Origin of the sequence: Halomonas sp. HK25 (assembly GCF_047795635.1) — a bacterium.
In the GTDB taxonomy this organism is placed as follows: Bacteria; Pseudomonadota; Gammaproteobacteria; order Pseudomonadales; family Halomonadaceae; genus Halomonas.
Genome location: NZ_CP181044.1, coordinates 1,246,989 through 1,264,691 on the forward strand (window position 1 = coordinate 1,246,989; position 17,703 = coordinate 1,264,691).

The following is a 17,703-nucleotide window of genomic DNA, read 5'->3' on the forward strand; positions in this document are numbered from 1 at the left end:
GCGTCGCCGAGCGAAGATGGAGAAACGATGTCCCAACCACTGCGAAGCCTGCTCACCTGTCTGCTGTGGCTGCTGCCTTTGCTGGTGCTGCCTGCCCAGGCCCAGCAGCTCGGCCTGCAGGGGCTGGCGGGGGCGGGAGAGGAGCCGGCCACCGAGCATGACCCCCGGGCGTTCCAGGCCTCGCTCGAGCAGGTGATCGCCACCCTGGAGGACGCCGAACGGCGTGACCAGCTGCTGGAGGGCTTGCGCGAGCTGCAGTCGGTGCACGGCGAGGCGGCCGAGGAGGCGGCCCTGGCGCCCCGACAGGGGCTGCTCGGTGCCCTGGCCGAGACCCTCAGCGACCTTGGCGATCAGGCCGAGGCAGGGCACTCCCCCGTCGACCGGTGGCAGGAGCAGCTGGAACAGGGCTGGGAGGATTTCAGCGGGCTGGTGACCGGCACCGGCAATACCGAGCTGATGCGCTTCCTGGTGGAGGGCGCCGTGCTGCTGGGCATCTGGGCCGGTCTGCTGGTGATTCTGGTCGCCCTGGGGCGGCTGCTGGCCCGTCGCCGCGGCTGGCCGCTGGATCTGCCCCGGGACCCGCTAGCCTGGCTGCTCACTGTTCACTTCCTGCGCCGGATGTTGCCCTGGGCGCTGGCCTTCTTCCTGGTGCTGGGTCTGGCGCAGCTGATTCCGGAGAGCGCCGGTCGCACCATGGCCCTGGTGGTGGCCTACATCGCCCTGTGCGGGCGAACCCTCTCGGTGGTGGTGGAGACCTTCGTTTCGGTGTTCACCCGCGGCCACCGCTTCGTGGCGGTGCAGCTCCTCCAGCAGCAAGCCCTGCGCCCGCTGTTCCTGATCGGTGCGCTGGTCGCTCTGGGGGACGCCTTCAACTCCACTCGCCTCTCCGGGCTGCTAGGCGACGAGCTGGCGGGGCTGTTCTCGGTGCTGGCCAATATGCTGGCGGCTTTGATCAGCGTGCGTTTCATTCTGCGCTTCAAGCGGCCGATCCAGCACATCATCCGTAACAGGCCCTGGCGTGAGCGTCGCGAAAGCAGAGGCAGCGCCAGCGTGGTGCAGGTGCTGGGCAGCCTGTGGCACGTGCCTGCGCTGCTGCTGGTGGGGGGCTCGCTGGTGGCGATCTTCGTCACCGGTGGCGATGTGGGCACCGCCCTGGCCCGCTCGATCATCTCCGCCTCACTGTTGGTGCTGGCGCTGGTCATCACCGGGCTCTTGCGCCGCCACGGGGAGGGGCGCAGAAAGCGCCAGAAGCGTCGGCGGGTCAGCCAGTATCGCCAGCGACTGGAGCGCTTCGGCTATGTACTGGCCCATGCCGCTGCCTGGCTGGCCTTCGCCGAGTTCTCGCTGCAGGTGTGGGGCGGCTCCCTGCTCGGCCTCGGCCAGCAGGGGGTGGCCAGCGCGCGTATCGGCCAGGCGCTGCTGGCCCTCGCGTTTACCCTGCTGCTGGCCTGGCTGGCATGGATCTTCGCCGATACCGCCATCCAACGGGCCATGACCAGTTCGGCCCGCTCGCGTGGGCGCCGTGTCAATCAGGCCCGGGCTCAGACCATCACGCCGATGATCCGCAATGTGATCTTCGCCACCATCGTGATCATCGCCACCATCGTCGGGTTGGCCAATCTGGGGGTGAACGTCACACCGCTGCTGGCGGGTGCCGGTGTGATCGGCCTGGCCATCGGCTTCGGGGCTCAGACCCTGGTACAGGATCTGATCACGGGCATCTTCATCCTTATCGAGGACTCCATGGCGGTAGATGACTTCGTGCAGATCAACGGCCATATAGGCACGGTGGAGGGCCTGACGCTGCGCACCGTTCGACTGCGTGACCTGGATGGGGTGGTGCACATCATCACCTTCAGCCGCATCGCCTCGATCCACAATATGTCGCGGCAGTTCGGCATCGCCCTGATGAAGATACGCATTCCCCATGACATGAAGATTGACGATGCCATTACCCTGATGCAGGAGACCGCCCAGTCGCTGCGCCAGGATCCGATGATGCGCCACTACATCTGGTCGCCGATTGAGATGCAGGGTATCCAGGCCTTCGAGGAAGGCTGTCCGATACTGCGCATGCGCTTTCGCACCGCCCCGGAGATGCAGTGGGACGTGGCTCGCGCTTTCAACCTGCTGCTGCGTCAGCGCATGGAAGAGCAGGACATTGATCTCGGGGTGCCGCGGCTCAGCGTCAGCATGGAGGGACGAGGCGGCGGTCGCCTGGATGGCAGCAGCGAGCGCGGCGACGCCCGCGATGCCAGCGGCCGCGAACCCGGCGAGGCCGGGGTGGCCGACCCCGAGGGGGATACCAACCCCCGCGGTGCCTCTCCGGATCCCGGCCAATGATCAGCGTCGATCGCGCGGACAGTCTCTCCCTGCGCATCTCTCGGGTGCTGCAGGAGGAGACGTCCCATCAGCTAGACCTCTACCTGTTTGTGCCCGGGGAGCTGGGGCTTGGCCCCAACGTGCTCGCCGAGGAGGTGTTCTACCACGCGGCAATCCACGTCAAGCGTACCTACTACAGTGATCGCTACCGGCTGCCGCTGGTGCTCAGCCGCCTGGCCGAGCGTGGCCGGCTCGACCCGGAGCAGTACCGCCTCGGCATGAGCCTCTACGCCTACCAGTATGTGGTGGCCCTGGAGGGCTCCAACCGGCCGTTGCTGGATGCCGCCCGCCGGGTGCGCCGGGCCGAGAAGGCGGCCGCCGGCAAGGAGAAGGCGACTCCCGACAAGGCGACCCCCGACAAGGCGACGTCCCCGGCCGGCAAGAAGAACGCCACCACTGGCCAGGAGAAACCCGACCCCGGCAAGGCGAGCGCCTCGGCCATCAAGGAGGCGAGCGAGGCCGCCGGCAGACAGGCGAGGGCACGCGACGGCGACAAGACGGAGGCCTCGCTGGAGACCCGGCTCGAGGAGCACGCCGAGCTGGCCATGGGCATTCTCAAGCGGCTGCGTCGCCAGCAGCCCGCCGAGGAGAGCCTCAGCCGCTACTACGTCACCATTGACAACTACCTCTCCTGGTTCACCGAGCAGAGCCTGCTGGCGCTGGTTGCCAGCCTGCCCAGGGGGGCGCGCTTTCGCGAGATTCGCAAGCGCCTGCTGACGATCTGCCAGGAGGAGGGCGCCTACCGCGAGGCCCGGGAGTACAATTCCCAGCGGGTGACTCGGGACCCGACGCGGATGTCCAACAAGATGCGCCTGCTGCGCCGGCTGATCGAGTACCCCGTGACCCTCAAGCAGAAGACCCAGGAGCTCGGCGGCGGCGAGCAGAAGGCGGTCAAGGCGCTGGCTACCGCGGTAGTGATGGTGTTCGTCTCGCTGGGGCTGCTGCAGGTGCGTGACACCCTCTCCGACATCACCACGCTGTTCGTCTTGGCCATGGCGGTGATCTACGCCCTGCGCGAGGTGTTCAAGGATGATCTGCGCAATACCCTGTGGCGGCTGCTGCGCCGTGGGCGCCCCAAGTGGCGCCGGCAGTACCTGGATCCCACCCGCAACGTGCCGGTGGGCCACCAGCTGGAGTGGTTCGACTATGGTCGTTTCCTCAATGTGGATGAGGAGATCCAGCGGGTGCGCAAGCGCAGCGTGGCCCAGCGCGAGGAGGTGGTGCTGCACTACCGCTCCCGCTCGCGGATGTCGCCGACCCGCTTCCTCAGCGGCTATGAGCACACCCGCGAGACACTGACGCTGGACCTCGCGCCGCTGGCGCGGCTGATGGACAAGGGCAGCCACCGGGTCTATCGGCTGGATGAGGGGCAGGTGGTGCGCGAAGAGGTCGAGAAGCGCCACCTGATCAACCTGGTGATCCGAGAGGTGCAGGGCGACCGTCCGCCGACCCTGCAGCGCTGGAAGGTGGTGATGAGCCGTTCGCGGATCGTCGACGTGGAGCGGGTCCACGCCGAGGGGCCGGGCCACGAGGAAGCCGTCCCCGACGGCGCTTGATCCCCCTTGAGCTCAGTGGCGGGCGAGTGTCTCGGGCCCTAAGGCACCGGCACCCAGCTGGCTCATGCCGCGCCCCCGGTCGACACGACCCCCAGGCCCAGGGTGACCAGCAGGTCATCGAGCAGAGCCGACCCGCCGAAGCGGAAGTGGTCGGGGGTGATCCAGCCGGCGCCCATGATCCGCTCGGCCAGCTGCAGGTAGGCCTGTGCCTCCTCGGTAGTGCACACACCGCCGGCGGCCTTGAAACCGATGGGCCGCTCCAGTGCAGGGCCGCGCTCGCGGATGACGGTGAGCACGATCTCGGCGGCTTCGAGGGTGGCATTGACGGCCACCTTGCCGGTGGAGGTCTTGAGGAAGTCGGCTCCGCCTTCCAGGGCCAGCTCGGCGGCGCGTCGGATCAGCGCCGGATCCTTGAGCTCGCCGGTCTCCAGGATCACCTTGAGGGTAGCGTCGCCGGCGGCCTGATGGCAGCAGGCGACGAGTTCGCGGCCGCTCTCCTCGTCGCCGGCGATCAGGGCGCGCCAGGGGAAGACCACATCCACCTCGTCGGCGCCTGAGGCGACTGCCTCCCGGGTCGCGCGGGCGGCGGCCATGATGTCGTCGCCACCGTGGGGAAAGTTGGTCACCGTGGCCACCTTGACCTTGCCTTCCAGATCCAGGGCCTTGAGCGTGCGGCGGGCGGTGGTCACGAAGGCCGGGTAGACGCACACCGCCGCCGGGGTGCCGGCGGGGGTCTTGACGCGGCGACACAGTGACTCGATGGCGGCATCGGTGTCGTCGTCGTTGAGGCTGGTCAGGTCCAACAGGGCGAGGCCCTGGCGCGCAGCGCGTTGAATATCATCGGTCATGGGAGGGTCCTTCCCGGTTGTCGTGGGTTGTCGTGGGTTGTGGTGAGTCGTCGTGAGTCGTCGTGCAGGGTTGAAACGACGTCGAGCAGCCATGGATCGGATCAATGCAGCGACGCCGGCGAGTTGCTATCTTCAAAAGGTAATTACGACCAATCCTGGAGAACGCCCGATGCAAGCTGCAGATGTCATGACCCAGAGCGTCATCACCGTGTCGCCGGACAGCGAGGTGAGCGAAATCGCCAGCCTGCTGCTGGAGCACGGCATCAGCGCGGTGCCCGTTGTGGATGACGGTGGCAAGGTACTCGGCATCGTCAGCGAAGGGGACCTGATGCGGCGCGTAGAAAACGACACCAGTCCTCGCAAGTCATCATGGTGGCTGAAGTTGTTCGCTGGCCACGACGCCGCCGACTATGTGAAGTCCCACGGCCGCCGCGCCAGTGAGATCATGACCAAGGACCCTATCACCATCGATACGGAGATGCCGCTGCACAAGATCTCCCGAGTGCTCGAGAAGCATCACATCAAGCGGGTGCCGGTGGTCAAGGAGGGCCAGCTGGTGGGCATCGTCAGCCGCTCCAACCTGCTGCGCGGCTTCTCCGTGGCGGCCACCAAGGCCAGCGTCTCAGTAGACGATCGCGAGATCCGCAAGGCCATCCTCCAGGAAGTCGACGAAAATACCGGCGTACTGGTCGACAGGATCAACGTCATTGTCTCGGAGGGCAAGGTACAGCTTTGGGGACTGGTGGAAAACCAGCAGGAGAAGATGGCCGTGCAGGTGGCCGCCGAGAACACGCCGGGCGTCAAGGTGGTCGAGAATAACCTGGGCTTCGTGCCACGCGGTGTCGGCAGCCTCTGAGGCCATGCCATCGGCGCTTTCGCCCAGGAGCTTAAGGGGTTAATACCCTTGGGGTTAACACGTAGGGTGCGGCCGAATAAGGGGCGGCCGAATGGCCGCCCCTTCTCCTTCCCGCGGATGCCGGATCGCCTACGCCTCGCCGGGTGGCACCGGCTCTGCCCGGGCGATCGCCTCCAGGGGCGCGCGCAGGTTGGCCAGGCTGCGCTCACGGTCATGGAGCTTCTCCAGGCCGAACAGGCCGATGCGGAAGGTCTGGAAACCCTCGCCTTCATCGCACATCAGCGGCACGCCGCCGGCTACCTGCAGGCCCGCCTTGGCGAACTTGCCGGCCAGGCCGGCGTCATCGGTGTAGCTGACCACCACGCCGGGGGCCTCGAAGCCGGGGGCCGCCACGCTGCTGTACCCGAACTCGGCCAGCAGTTCGCGCACGCCGTTGCCCAGCGCCTGCTGCTCCTCGCGCACCTTCTCCAGGCCGTAGGCCTCGATCTCGACCATCACGTCGCGCAGCGTGACCAGCCCGTCGGTGGGCAGGGTGGCGTGGTAGGCGTGGCCGCCGCCCTCGTAGGTCTCCATGATCGAGAGCCACTTCTTGAGGTCGCAGGCGAAGCTCGTGCTGGTGGTCTCCTCGATCGCCTCGCGGGCCTGGTGCGAGAGCATCACCATGGCGCAGCAGGGCGAGGCGCTCCAACCCTTCTGGGGTGCGCTGACCAGCACGTCGACGCCAAGATCCTGCATGTCGACCCAGATGGTGCCGGAAGCGATGCAGTCGAGGACCAGCAGGCCACCCTCCTGGTGGATGGCCTCAGCCACCTGGCGGATGTAGTCATCGGGCAACATGATCCCGGCGGCGGTCTCCACGTGGGGCATGAAGACGATGTCCGGCTGCTGGTCGCGTATCGCCTCGACCACCTCCCCGACAGGGGCCGGGGCGAAGGGCGAGGTCGGCTTGTGTTCGTCGAGGCGGCGTGCCTTGAGAACGTTGATGTCGGCGGAGATGTGTCCCATCTCGAGGATCTGGCTCCAGCGATAGCTGAACCAGCCGTTGCGGATCACCAGGCAGTTGCGGTCATTGGCGAACTGGCGAGCCACCGCCTCCATGCCGAAGGTGCCGCTGCCGGGCACGATCACCGCGCTGTGGGCGTGGTAGACCCGCTTGAGCTGGCCGGAGATATCGCGCATCACCTCCTGAAAGCGAGCGGACATGTGGTTCAGGGCACGGTCGGTGTAGACCACCGAGTATTCCAGCAGACCATCGGGATCGACGTCGGGAAGCAAGCCGGGCATGTGAGTCTCCATGATGAAGCGGGTGACCTTCAGGGAACCGAAGGCGGGTCCATGGCCAGAGGATATGCCCATTCGACAGCCGGGGCCAGCGGCCCGGGCAACGGCCTTGAGGCGGGTCGGGGCTCCAGCGTTTATCGCTTCGTCAACGGTCCCCCTTGACGGGAGAGGAGGGGCGTCATAGCTTGGAATTTAGACATTTTCTGCGAACGTCTGAATTCATGCCGGGAGCCACGATGTCCGACAACAAGATATCCGACGGCAACGACACCCCGGTGTCGGATGGGCAGTCGCCGATGATCCGCTTCGAGGCAGTGCAGAAGACCTATGATGGCGAGACTCTGGTGGTAAAGGACCTCCACCTGACCATCCATCAGGGTGAGTTCGTGACCCTGCTCGGCCCTTCAGGCTCTGGCAAGACGACCTGCCTGATGATGCTCGCGGGGTTCGAGAACCCCACCGCGGGCGACATCTATCTGGGCGACCAGCGCCTCAACACCGTGCCCCCCCACAAACGCAACTTCGGCATGGTCTTTCAGAACTACGCCCTCTTTCCGCACATGACCGTCGAAGAGAACATCCGCTACCCGCTGAAGACCCGCCGCCTGCCCGCCGCCGAGGCCGACCGCAAGGTGTCGGAGATTCTGGACATGATCCAGCTGCGTGAGTTTGCCAAACGGCGACCTACCCAGCTCTCCGGCGGCCAGCAGCAGCGCGTGGCGCTGGCTCGCTCGCTGGTCTTCGAACCACAGCTGGTGCTGATGGACGAACCCCTCGGCGCCCTGGACAAGCAGCTGCGCGAGCAGATGCAGCTGGAGATCAAGCACCTCCACGAGCAGCTGGGCCTCACCGTGGTCTTCGTCACCCACGACCAGGGCGAGGCGTTGACCATGTCGGATCGGGTCGCGGTGTTCAATGACGGAGTCATCCAGCAGATCGATACCCCCCAGGCGCTCTACGAGCACCCCGCCAATACCTTCGTGGCCCAGTTCATCGGGGAGAACAACACCCTGCCGGGGCGCATCGAGTCGGTGCATGGAGAGCAGTGCCGAGTGCGTTTCGGCGACGACCAGGCCACCGGGGCGCTGGTGGGCCCCGGGCTGGCCAGCGGCGATGCCACCCAGCTGTCGATCCGCCCGGAGCGGATCAAGCTGAACGGGGCAACCCGCGACCTGCCCAACCGCCTGCAGGCCCGAGTCCGCGAGTTCATCTACCTGGGCGACCACTTGCGCATCCGCCTGGAGGTGGCCGGCAACGACCATTTCGTGGCGCGGCTCCCGGTCGCCGAGTTCCAGAGCAGCATGCGACCGGGGGATGTCATCGAGGTCGGCTGGCGTGACGAGGATGTGCGCGCCCTGGACATGCCCGGCGGACGATGACCGCCCTCCGGGGCGCCAAGGCGGTGACGGCAGCCACCGCCACGACCTGCATGACAACAATCACAACCACCATCGGGAGAGTCCCATGACCCATCAGCCCTCACCCCTCAAGCCCCTGGCCCGCGGCATTGCCGTCGGCAGCGTGCTTGCCGCCGGTCTGGCCCTGTCCGCCAACGCCCTGGCGCTTACCGTTATCTCCTTCGGCGGGGCGTCGGGGGATGCCATGCAGAAGGCCTACTATGTCCCCTTCGCCGAGAGCACCGGGGTCGACCTGACGCCGGGGGACTACAACGGCGAGCTGTCGCGGATCCGTGCCATGGTCGAGACCGGCAATGTCAGCTGGGACCTGGTGGAGATGGAGTCGCCGGAACTGGTGCGCGGCTGCTTCGAGGGATTGTTCGAGCCCATCGACTGGGAGCGCCTCGGGCTCGCCGACGTGCTGATCGACTCGGCCATCGACGAGTGTGGCGTGGGCACCTTCGTGTGGTCCACGGTACTGGCCTATGATGCCGACGCCGTGGACGGCGAGCCCGCTTCCTGGGGCGATTTCTGGGACGTCGAGCAGTTCCCCGGCACTCGCGGGCTGCGCCGTGGCGCCAAGTACACCCTGGAGTTCGCGCTGATGGCCGATGGCGTGGCCGCCGACGAGGTCTACGAGGTGCTGGCCACCGATGAGGGCGTCGACCGCGCCTTCGCCAAGCTCGACGAGATCAAGCCGCACATCCAGTGGTGGGAGGCCGGCGCCCAGCCGCCCCAGTGGCTGGTGGCCGGCGACGTGGTGATGACATCTTCCTACAACGGCCGCATCGCCGCCGCCCAGGAGGAGGGCAACAACCTGGAAATCGTCTGGAACGAGAGCATCTACGACCTGGACTACTGGGCGATCGTCGCCGGCAGCGAGCATGTCGAGGAGGCCTACGACTTCATCGCCTTCGCCAGCCAGCCGGAGACTCAGGCGGTCTACTCCAGCGAGATTCCCTACGGCCCGGTGCATCCCGATGCCATCGCCCAACTGGATGAGGAGCAGGCGCAGCGCATGCCCACTAATGAGGAGAACCTCGAAGGTGCGCTGGCCATCGATACCGGCTTCTGGGTCGACTTCGGCGAGGAGCTGGAGCAGCGCTTCAACGCCTGGGCGGCACGCTGATTCACCCCTGGCAGCGGCGAGCGCCGCTGCCAGACTTCTTTTGCGCTGCCGCGGACTCGCCGTGGCAGCCGCCTGACCTCAGCGGGAGGAGCCCATGACCACATCCGCGGCGTCGACGCCTGAGGCCAGCCCCGCCGGCAACCTCAGGGCCCAGCTGAGGCGCGCCGAGCGGGTGCGCAAGCTCAGGGCTGTCGCCCTGGTCGCGCCCCTGGCACTGTTCCTGGTGGTCGTCTTCGTGGTGCCCATCGGCAGCATGCTCTGGCGCAGCGTCGACAACAGCGAGCTGGCCACGGTGATGCCGCAGACCGCGGCGGCGCTGCAGCAGTGGGACGGCACTGGCCTGCCCGACGAGGCCACCATGGCGGCCCTTGCCGCTGAGCTTCGCGACTCTCGCCAGGGCGGTGGACTGGGGCGGATCGGGCGTCGTCTTAACTATGAGGACACCGGCTATCGCGGCCTGCTGATGCGTACCCTGCGTGGGCTGCCGGCGGCGGGGGAGAGCGTCGATGACTGGACCGCCACCCTGATCGAGATCGACTCCGCCTGGGGGGAGACCGTCACCTGGCTCGGCATCCAGCGAGCCGCACCGCCCGCCACCGACCGCTACGTGCTGGCTTCCCTGGACCTGGAGCGCGGGGCGGACGGCGAGGTTAAACGCGTCGACCGGCAGGACCGCCTCTACCAGGCCGTCTTCCAGCGCACCATGGTGATCGCCGGTGGCGTCACCTTGATCTGCCTGGCGCTAGGCTTTCCGCTGGCCTACCTGCTGGCGACCCTCCCGGCGAAGACCAGCAACCTGCTGATGATCCTGGTGCTGCTGCCGTTCTGGACCTCGCTGCTGGTGCGCACCGCGGCCTGGATCATCCTGCTGCAGTCCAACGGCCTGGCCAACCAGTCGATGATGGCGCTGGGGCTGATCGAGTCCCCCATGCAGCTGGTGTTCAACCGCATCGGGGTGTTCTTCGCCATGGTGCATATCCTGCTGCCCTTCATGGTGCTGCCGCTCTACAGCGTGATGAAGGGCATCTCCCCCAGCTATCAGCGCGCCGCGGTCTCGCTCGGTGCGCATCCCTTCGCGGCCTTCTGGCAGGTCTATGTGCCCCAGACGGTCTCCGGGGTGGCAGCGGGCACCATCCTGGTGTTCATCATGGCGCTGGGCTACTACATCACCCCGGCGCTGGTGGGCGGACCCGCCGACCAGATGGTCAGTTACTACGTCGCCTACTACACCAACACCACCAACAACTGGGGCATGGCGGCTGCCCTGGGCAGCATCCTGCTGGTGGTCACCCTGCTGCTCTACCTGGTCTATCACCGCCTGGTGAATCGCAGGCAGCTTATCCGGCGCTGAGCCCGGGAGGAGGATGATATGGCACTGCCCCCCTACGCTTCGCCGGTGGAAAAGCTCTGGTTCTGGACGTTCCGGGTGCTCTGTGGCCTGGTGCTGCTGTTCCTGATCACTCCGGTGCTGGTGATCATCCCGCTCTCGTTCAGCAGCGGCTCCTTCCTGACCTACCCTCTGCCGGGGTTCTCGCTACGCTGGTACGAGGCGATCTTCGATAGCTCTGGCCCCTGGCTCGCGGCGCTGCAAAACAGCCTGATCGTCGCACCCCTGGCAACACTGCTGGCGATGTCGCTGGGCACCCTGGCCGCGGTGGGCCTCAACCGCGCCGACTTCCCGGGCAAGGGGTTGATCCTGGCGCTGCTGATCTCGCCCATGGTGGTGCCCCTGGTGATCGTTGCGGTGGGCATGTACTTCTTCTTCGCCCAGGTGGGGCTGCTCAACTCCTACACCGGCCTGGTGCTGGCCCACACGGTGCTCGGCGTGCCCTTCGTGGTGATCACCGTGAACGCCACCCTGCAGGGCTTCGACTTCAACCAGGTGCGCGCCGGGGCCAGCCTCGGCGCGAGCCCGCTGCGCGTTTTCTTCACCGTGGTGCTGCCGCAGATCCTGCCCGGGGTCATCTCCGGGGGGCTCTTCGCCTTCGCCACCTCCTTCGACGAGGTGGTGGTGGCACTCTTTATCGCGAGCCCCACCGAGCGCACCCTGCCGATCCAGATGTTCTCCGGCATCCGCGAGAACATCAGCCCGGCCATCGCCGCCATGGCCACCATCCTGATCCTGCTCTCGACCCTGCTGCTGATCACCATGGAGCTGCTGCGCCGACGCAGCGAGCGGCTCAAGGGCAGCGTCGAGTAATCCACCGTCTTCAGACGCGCTGGGTGGCCTGGATGGCGGTCAGGGCGATGGTGTAGACGATGTCGTCCACCAGGGCGCCCCGAGAGAGGTCGTTCACCGGCTTGTTGAGGCCCTGCAGCATGGGGCCGACACTGACCACCCGGGCGCTGCGCTGCACCGCCTTGTAGGTGGTGTTGCCGGTGTTGAGGTCGGGGAAGACGAACACCGTAGCGCGGCCGGCCACCGGGGAGTCCGGCGCCTTCTGGCGGCCGACGCTCTCGATGGCGGCGGCGTCGTACTGCAGCGGGCCGTCGATCAAGAGCTCCGGGGCCTGCTCCCGGGCCAGTTGGGTGGCCTGGCGGACCTTCTCGACGTCGGCGCCTGAGCCGGATTCGCCGGTGGAGTAGCTGATCATCGCCACCCGGGGGTCGATGCCGAAGGCCTGGGCGGAGCGGGCGCTCTGCAGAGCGATCTCGGCCAGGGCCTCGGCGTCCGGGTCGGGGTTTACCGCACAGTCGCCGTAGACCACCACTTGTTCGGGCAGCAGCATGAAGAAGATCGACGACACCTGCTTGTAGCCCGGCGCGGTCTTGATCAGTTGGAAGGCCGGGCGCACGGTGTTGGCGGTGGTGTGAATGGCGCCGGAAACCAGGCCGTCCACCTCGTCGAGCGCCAGCATCATGGTGCCGAGCACCACGTTGTCGTGGAGCTGTGCCTCGGCGGTGAGCGCGTTCACCTTGCCGCTGCGTCGCTCCACCATGGCGTTCACATAGCGCTCGCGGATACTGTCCGGGTCGATGATCTCGAGTCCCTCGGACAGCTCGATGCCGCGTTGGCGGGCCACCTCCTCGATCTCCTCGCGCTTGCCGAGCAGCACGCAGCGGGCCAGCCCGCGACGTTGGCAGATGGCGGCGGCCTCCACGGTGCGCGGCTCGGCGCCCTCGGGCAGGATGATGCGCTTGTCGGCCTGCTGGGACAGCTTGACCAGCTGGTGGCGGAAGGCCGAGGGGGAGAGCCGACGGGTATAGCCGCGGCTCAGGTGGTCCTTGAGCCACTCCAGGTCGATATGGGCGGCCACGAAGTTGGCGACTCGCTCGGCGCGCTCCAGGTCATCGATGGGGATGTCGTTGCCCATCTGGCCGAGATTCTTGGCGGTGGTGAAGCTGTCGGTGTCGACGCTGATCACCGGCAGGCCGGTCTTCAGTGCCGGACGACACATCTCGATCATGTTGTCGCCAGGAAGGAAGCCGTTGGTGAGCAGTATGCCGGCGAGGGGCACGCCGTTCATGGTGGCCAGCGCCGAGGCCAGCACCACGTCGTCGCGGTCACCCGAGGTCACCACCAGGCTGCCGGGCTTGAAGATGTGCAGGGCGTTGGAGGCGCTGCGCGCGCACAGGCTGGTGGCGAGCACGCGGCGCTCGGGCTCACCCTCGTTGAGGAAGGTGGCGCCGAGGGCGCGGGCCACGTCCAGCACCCGTGGGGCGGAGAGCGCCGGTGCGAAGGGCACCATGCCGATCAGGTGGAAGCGCTCGGTGGCAAGCGCCGGGGAGTGGCGGCGGAGCTCGGCGAGCAGCGCCTCCCCCAGGGCCGGCGCGGCGGTGCCGGGGGCCAGGCCGCTGGGGTGCTCACCGCCGGGCATGTTGTGCATGCGCATCAGGATGCAGCCCAGGGTACGGGCCGAGCCGACCCCGCCGAAGGCGCGGGCGTGCATGTCGAGCTGCTCGGCCAGGGCCTGGGGCTCGGCCAGGTCGCCGCTGCCCACCAGGATGATCCGCGCATTGAGCGCGTGGGCCAGCTGGGCGTTCACCTGGGCGGCGTAGCTGGCGTGGCGCGTTGGTACCAGGCCCTCCATGACCAGCAGTTCGGGGGCGCCGTCGGGGAAGGCCTCGAGGGCGGCCTCCTGGAGCTCCATCACCTGCTCCATCAGCACGTCGAGGCGATCCTGGCGCAGCAAGCGCTCCATCTCGGCCTGGGCAATCGGTGCCGGCGGGCGCAGCCCCAGGGTACTGCCGACCAGGGCGCAAGAGCGATCCGGCCCCGGGCCGTTGAGCTCGTCCTGGCTCAGCGGCTTGAGGAAGCCGGCCTTCAGGCCGATGGTGTCGAGCGCCTGGATCAGGCCGAGGCAGGCCGAGGTGAGGCCGGCACCCTCGCCGGTGGGCACCAGCAGGATGGCCTGGGGGGCGGGGCAGATAGGGCGCGGTGTCATCGGAGGGTCTCTCCCAGCAGCTGGCGGGTCTCGTCGGCGATGCGGCCTTCCTCGTCGGTGGGGATCACCCACAGGGCGGGCCGGTTCGGGGTCCGGGTGTCGATGCGGCCCTCGCGGCCACGCAGCGAGGCGCGGTTGGCCTCGGGGTCGAGCGCGAGGCCGAAGTGGGGCAGCAGGGCCACCACCTGCTCGCGCACCCGCGGCGAGTTCTCGCCGATGCCGCCGGTGAAGACGATGCCGTCCAGGCGGGGCAGGGCGCAGGAGAGGGCGGCCAGCGACTTGGCGATGCGATAGCAGAACACCTCGATGGCCAGCATGGCGCCGGCGTGGCCCTCGTCGGCGGCGGCCTCCAGCTCGCGCATGTCGTTGGTCAGGCCGGAGAGGCCCAGCAGTCCGCTCTCGTGATTGAGCACGCGGTCGATCTCCTCGATCGACCAGCCCAACTGGCGGGACAGGTGGGCGTGCAGGCCGGGGTCGACGTCGCCGCTGCGGGTGCCCATGACGAGCCCCTCCAGCGGCGTGATGCCCATGCTGGTATCCAGGCTCTGGCCCTCCCAGACCGCGGCGGTGGAGCAGCCGTTGCCGAGGTGCGCGGTCAACCAGCCGCCGGTGCGGCCGGTGAGGGCATTGGCGCGCCCGCTCACATAGGCGTGGCTGGTGCCATGGAAGCCGTAACGGCGGATGGCGTGATCGCGGTAGAGCGCCTCAGGCAGAGCGTAGCGGTAGGCACGGGGCGGCAGGCTCTGGTGGAAGGCGGTATCGAACACCGCCACCTGGGGCAGCTCGGGAAAGAGCGCACGGGTGGCGGCGACGCCCTGCAGGTTGGCCGGGTTGTGCAGCGGGGCCAGGGCGGCAGTCTGCTCGATGGCGGCCACTACGTCGTCGTCGATCAGCGTGGCCCGTGTGAAGCGCTCGCCGCCGTGGACGATGCGGTGCCCAACGGCGCCCGGCCGGCGGCCCTCGAGCCCCTCGAGGATCGCCTCCAGGGCCTGGACGTGGCCGGCATTGCCCAGGGAGCGAGTGAAGACCTCACCGCGGCTGTCCACTCCCTTGAGCCGGGCATCGTCGCTGCCCAGCCGCTCGGCCAGGCCCGTCAGGCGGGGTTGGTCGGCCGTTGCCGGCACCAGCGCATACTTGATGGAAGAGGAACCGCAGTTGATCACCAGCACCGGCTCGTTCATCGACGCCCCTTGTGGGATAGAGAGTGAGATAGAGTTTGGACTTTAGTCTAACATGAGGCCGCCATCGGTGGTTGCCTCTCGGCTTGACGCCCATCATGGTGCACTGCACCTAACCCATACACTCTGCACGGAAGCCGTGACATGTCGACCCTTTCCGCCGCATCCACGGCGCCTGCTCCCTTCCCCCGGCCTCTGGCCCTGGCGTTGATGTGCGGCATGGCGACCCTGTTCGCCGCCAATCACGTGGCCGCCCGCGTCGCCTTCGATGCGGGCGCCGGCCTGCTGCTGGCGATCGTGCTGCGCTCCGGCGTGGCTGCCCTGGCATTGGCGGCGCTGGTGGTTCTCCAGCGCAAGTCACTGCGGTTGCCTGCCGGCAGCGGCCGCTGGCAGCTCGGGGTGGGTCTGCTGGTGGCGGTGCAGAGCCTGTGTCTCTACTCGGCGGTGGCGCGCATCCCGGTGGTGGTGGCCCTGTTGCTGATGAACACCCTGCCGCTCCAGCTGGCGCTGCTCTCCTGGGCGCTGGGCGGACCTCGGCCCACCGCCCGCGCAGCACTGATCATGGGCGTCATTCTGGTGGGGCTGGTGGTGGTGCTGGACGTGCCGGCCTGGCTGAACAACCCTGCGGCCATGGGGCCGGGCTGGCTCGCCGGTGTGGGCTTCGGCCTGGCCGCCGCCAGCGCCTTCGCCTGTGCGCTGTGGATCACCGAGCACCGCCTGGCCGCGGTGGGCAGCACCCTGCGCAGCCTGCTGACCATGCTCACGGTGCTGGTGGCGATGGTGGCCGCCGGCGCGCTCGGGCTGGTGCCGGGCGGCATGGCGCTGCCCCAGTCGCTGCCCGGCTGGACGGGACTCGCTCTGCTGGCGCTGTTCTATGCGGTGGCCTTCTCGGTGCTCTTCATCACGGTGCCGCGGCTCGACATGGCGCGTAACGCCCCGGCCATGAACATGGAGCCGGTAGCGGCGCTGGTGCTGGGGTATGTAGTGCTCGGCCAGGCGCTCTCGCCGGTGCAGCTGGTGGGCGGCGGCATCGTGCTGGCGGGCATCCTGGTGCTGGGGCTGTCGAAACGGGCGTGAGGGGTTCAGTCGCTGCCGGTGATCACCCGCAGCGCGCCAGCGTCGACGCGCAGCTGCAGCTCACTGAATCGCCCCAGTAGTTCGCCATCGGCAGTGACCTGGCGCTTGCGGCCCAGGCGGATGCGACAGGCGTCGGGTTGGCACTGCTGAACGCAGTGATCTCCGGCCGAGGTCGCTCCATTGAAGCGGGTAACCACGAAGGTCCAAGCCAGTTGCCACCAGGCGCGGGGGCGCACGGCGATCAGCGTCAGGCGGCCATCGTCGACGGCGGCGCCTGGAATGCGCTGGCCGCCACCGAAGAAGGCGCCAGAGGCGATGGCGATGGAGAGCCAGCGCTCCTCCAGGCGGCCACCAGCGTAGGTAATCTCCGCCCGGAATCCACGCATCAGCCCCAGCCGCCGCAGCTGCAACAGCATGGCGGCATAGCTGAATCGTCCCAGCCAGCGCTTGAGGCGTGACGAGGCCTGGGTGGTGGGCAAGGTGCCCAGGCCGATATGCACCACGTTGAGAAACAGCCGCTCTCCGAGCCAGCCGACATCGACTCGCCGGGTCGAGCCATGGGCGATGACCGCACAGAGGACGTCGGGATCCTCCGGCAGGCTCAGGTTTCGGGCGAAGTCGTTGGCCGTGCCGGAGGGGAGCACACCGAGGATGGCACCGCGTGCGAGACAGGCTCGGGCGACCCGGTTGACCGAGCCGTCTCCGCCCGCTACCAGGACGATATCGTCGGCCATTAGCTCATCCTCCCAGAGGGCATCGGCAAGGTCGCGCACCTGCAGCGTCTCGATGCCGGCTCGGACAAGCCTGTCACTCCAGAACTCGGCCCCCCGTGAGCCATTTCCCGCCCGGGTGTTGGCGATCAGCCAGTGGCGCATCCGATGGTTCCTTCTCGTCGTGAAAGGGCAGTATAGCCATGCCTTGGGTCCATCGGGCAGGTCGCCAGCGAGCGACAGGGTGTAGCGCAACATTGCACATTCTGCCCTTGATCTTTGGTGGGTAGAGAGCCACACTGTCATTGTTATCAAACAGTGTTCGTTAATAAGGAGGACGCCATGAAACGCCTCACTCTCGTCGCTGCTACGGCCGCTCTGTTTGTCGCCGGCGCGGCCACTACCGCTCAGGCTCAACAGGCCTTTTACCCGCAGCCCTACATCGGCGGTGACGCCATGTTCTGGGAGGTCAATCCCGACAACGCGTCCAGCCGCGACAGCGTCGGCCTGCGCCTCAACGGTGGCATGCAGTTCAATGACTACTTCGCCGTGGAAGGCCACCTGGGCGGCGGTGGCTCAGATGGCCCCGCGGAGCTCGACTACCTGATCGGCGCCTATGCCAAGGGCATCCTGCCGGTAGCGCCGGAGTTCCGTCTCTACGGCCTGGCCGGCTTCACCGAGGTGGACTTCGATATCGACCGCGAAAGCGGTTTCTCCTACGGCGCGGGTGCCGAGTTCGACGTCGCTCCCAACCTCGCGGTGGGTGCGGACTACATGCGCTACCTGGACAAGTCGGATACCACCTTCGATGCGGCAAGCGTGGGCCTGCGCTACCGCTTCTAAGCTCGCTCCCGTATGACTGAGCACCTGCGCCCCGTGGTTGTTACCACGGGGCGCCGTTCGT

General features: G+C 67.6%; 14 protein-coding genes. 9 read left to right on the plus strand and 5 right to left on the minus strand.

Going from position 1 to position 17,703, the window contains the following annotated elements:
* The first annotated feature begins 27 nt into the window (after window positions 1-27).
* Both ACM26W_RS06095 and ACM26W_RS06100 read left to right on the plus strand, forming a co-directional pair.
* Complete coding sequence (locus ACM26W_RS06095; protein ID WP_416139945.1) at window positions 28-2,343, plus strand: mechanosensitive ion channel domain-containing protein; 2,316 nt, start codon at window positions 28-30, stop codon at window positions 2,341-2,343.
* A complete protein-coding gene (locus ACM26W_RS06100) occupies window positions 2,340-3,938 on the plus strand; it encodes a hypothetical protein (protein ID WP_416139946.1) in 1,599 nt (532 codons plus the stop codon). The genes ACM26W_RS06095 and ACM26W_RS06100 overlap by 4 nt, the downstream gene beginning before the upstream one ends.
* Window positions 3,939-4,000: 62 nt before the next feature.
* On the opposite strand, the gene deoC is transcribed toward ACM26W_RS06100, so the two are convergent.
* Window positions 4,001-4,786 carry a deoxyribose-phosphate aldolase gene (deoC, locus tag ACM26W_RS06105; RefSeq protein ID WP_416139947.1) on the minus strand — a complete coding sequence of 262 codons (786 nt, stop codon included), beginning with the start codon at window positions 4,784-4,786 and terminating at the stop codon, window positions 4,001-4,003.
* 169 nt (window positions 4,787-4,955) lie between these two features.
* On the opposite strand from deoC, the gene ACM26W_RS06110 reads away from it, so the two are divergent.
* Window positions 4,956-5,642 carry a CBS domain-containing protein gene (locus tag ACM26W_RS06110; RefSeq protein WP_416139948.1) on the plus strand — a complete coding sequence of 229 codons (687 nt, stop codon included), beginning with the start codon at window positions 4,956-4,958 and terminating at the stop codon, window positions 5,640-5,642.
* Window positions 5,643-5,771: 129 nt separating this feature from the next.
* Here ACM26W_RS06110 and ACM26W_RS06115 read toward each other — a convergent pair whose 3' ends face one another.
* Complete coding sequence (locus tag ACM26W_RS06115; RefSeq protein ID WP_416139949.1) at window positions 5,772-6,926, minus strand: aminotransferase class V-fold PLP-dependent enzyme; 1,155 nt, start codon at window positions 6,924-6,926, stop codon at window positions 5,772-5,774.
* Between the two features lie 233 nt (window positions 6,927-7,159).
* Between ACM26W_RS06115 and ACM26W_RS06120 the strand changes: the two genes are divergently transcribed.
* The 4 genes from ACM26W_RS06120 (at window position 7,160) to ACM26W_RS06135 (ending at window position 11,649) form a co-directional block, all read left to right on the plus strand.
* Complete coding sequence (locus ACM26W_RS06120) at window positions 7,160-8,302, plus strand: ABC transporter ATP-binding protein (protein WP_416139950.1); 1,143 nt, start codon at window positions 7,160-7,162, stop codon at window positions 8,300-8,302.
* An 85-nt stretch (window positions 8,303-8,387) separates the two neighbouring features.
* Window positions 8,388-9,449: an ABC transporter substrate-binding protein gene (locus tag ACM26W_RS06125; protein ID WP_416139951.1), complete on the plus strand. Its 1,062-nt coding sequence runs from the start codon at window positions 8,388-8,390 to the stop codon at window positions 9,447-9,449.
* A gap of 94 nt (window positions 9,450-9,543) precedes the next feature.
* Entirely contained in the window at window positions 9,544-10,800 is a 1,257-nt protein-coding gene (locus tag ACM26W_RS06130; protein ID WP_416139952.1) for an ABC transporter permease, read from the plus strand.
* A gap of 18 nt (window positions 10,801-10,818) precedes the next feature.
* Complete coding sequence (locus ACM26W_RS06135) at window positions 10,819-11,649, plus strand: ABC transporter permease (protein ID WP_416139953.1); 831 nt, start codon at window positions 10,819-10,821, stop codon at window positions 11,647-11,649.
* Between the two features lie 10 nt (window positions 11,650-11,659).
* Here the strand turns inward: ACM26W_RS06135 and pta are convergent, their stop codons facing one another.
* Both pta and ACM26W_RS06145 read right to left on the minus strand, forming a co-directional pair.
* Window positions 11,660-13,834: a phosphate acetyltransferase gene (gene pta / locus ACM26W_RS06140; RefSeq protein WP_416139954.1), complete on the minus strand. Its 2,175-nt coding sequence runs from the start codon at window positions 13,832-13,834 to the stop codon at window positions 11,660-11,662.
* Entirely contained in the window at window positions 13,831-15,015 is a 1,185-nt protein-coding gene (locus tag ACM26W_RS06145) for an acetate/propionate family kinase (RefSeq protein WP_416139955.1), read from the minus strand. The genes pta and ACM26W_RS06145 overlap by 4 nt, the downstream gene beginning before the upstream one ends.
* A gap of 141 nt (window positions 15,016-15,156) precedes the next feature.
* On the opposite strand from ACM26W_RS06145, the gene ACM26W_RS06150 reads away from it, so the two are divergent.
* Window positions 15,157-16,089 (plus strand): EamA family transporter, encoded by a 933-nt coding sequence (locus ACM26W_RS06150; RefSeq protein ID WP_416139956.1) that lies wholly within the window; start codon window positions 15,157-15,159, stop codon window positions 16,087-16,089.
* A 5-nt stretch (window positions 16,090-16,094) separates the two neighbouring features.
* On the opposite strand, the gene ACM26W_RS06155 is transcribed toward ACM26W_RS06150, so the two are convergent.
* Window positions 16,095-16,964 (minus strand): diacylglycerol/lipid kinase family protein, encoded by an 870-nt coding sequence (locus ACM26W_RS06155; RefSeq protein WP_416139957.1) that lies wholly within the window; start codon window positions 16,962-16,964, stop codon window positions 16,095-16,097.
* 177 nt (window positions 16,965-17,141) lie between these two features.
* On the opposite strand from ACM26W_RS06155, the gene ACM26W_RS06160 reads away from it, so the two are divergent.
* The gene (locus tag ACM26W_RS06160) at window positions 17,142-17,642 is read left to right on the plus strand and encodes a porin family protein (protein ID WP_416139958.1); all 501 of its coding nucleotides are present in this window, start codon (window positions 17,142-17,144) and stop codon (window positions 17,640-17,642) included.
* Window positions 17,643-17,703: the final 61 nt, after the last annotated feature.

Excerpts from the sequence above, each read along its gene's own strand:
- ACM26W_RS06150 (WP_416139956.1), top strand. The coding sequence starts at position 15,157 with ATGTCGACCCTTTCCGCCGCATCCACGGCGCCTGCTCCCTTCCCCCGG.
- ACM26W_RS06115 (WP_416139949.1), bottom strand. The coding sequence starts at position 6,926 with ATGCCCGGCTTGCTTCCCGACGTCGATCCCGATGGTCTGCTGGAATAC.
- ACM26W_RS06145 (WP_416139955.1), bottom strand. The coding sequence starts at position 15,015 with ATGAACGAGCCGGTGCTGGTGATCAACTGCGGTTCCTCTTCCATCAAG.
- ACM26W_RS06100 (WP_416139946.1), top strand. The coding sequence starts at position 2,340 with ATGATCAGCGTCGATCGCGCGGACAGTCTCTCCCTGCGCATCTCTCGG.
- ACM26W_RS06135 (WP_416139953.1), top strand. The coding sequence starts at position 10,819 with ATGGCACTGCCCCCCTACGCTTCGCCGGTGGAAAAGCTCTGGTTCTGG.
- ACM26W_RS06155 (WP_416139957.1), bottom strand. The coding sequence starts at position 16,964 with ATGCGCCACTGGCTGATCGCCAACACCCGGGCGGGAAATGGCTCACGG.
- pta (WP_416139954.1), bottom strand. The coding sequence starts at position 13,834 with ATGACACCGCGCCCTATCTGCCCCGCCCCCCAGGCCATCCTGCTGGTG.
- ACM26W_RS06130 (WP_416139952.1), top strand. The coding sequence starts at position 9,544 with ATGACCACATCCGCGGCGTCGACGCCTGAGGCCAGCCCCGCCGGCAAC.
- ACM26W_RS06160 (WP_416139958.1), top strand. The coding sequence starts at position 17,142 with ATGAAACGCCTCACTCTCGTCGCTGCTACGGCCGCTCTGTTTGTCGCC.
- ACM26W_RS06110 (WP_416139948.1), top strand. The coding sequence starts at position 4,956 with ATGCAAGCTGCAGATGTCATGACCCAGAGCGTCATCACCGTGTCGCCG.
- ACM26W_RS06125 (WP_416139951.1), top strand. The coding sequence starts at position 8,388 with ATGACCCATCAGCCCTCACCCCTCAAGCCCCTGGCCCGCGGCATTGCC.
- deoC (WP_416139947.1), bottom strand. The coding sequence starts at position 4,786 with ATGACCGATGATATTCAACGCGCTGCGCGCCAGGGCCTCGCCCTGTTG.
- ACM26W_RS06095 (WP_416139945.1), top strand. The coding sequence starts at position 28 with ATGTCCCAACCACTGCGAAGCCTGCTCACCTGTCTGCTGTGGCTGCTG.
- ACM26W_RS06120 (WP_416139950.1), top strand. The coding sequence starts at position 7,160 with ATGTCCGACAACAAGATATCCGACGGCAACGACACCCCGGTGTCGGAT.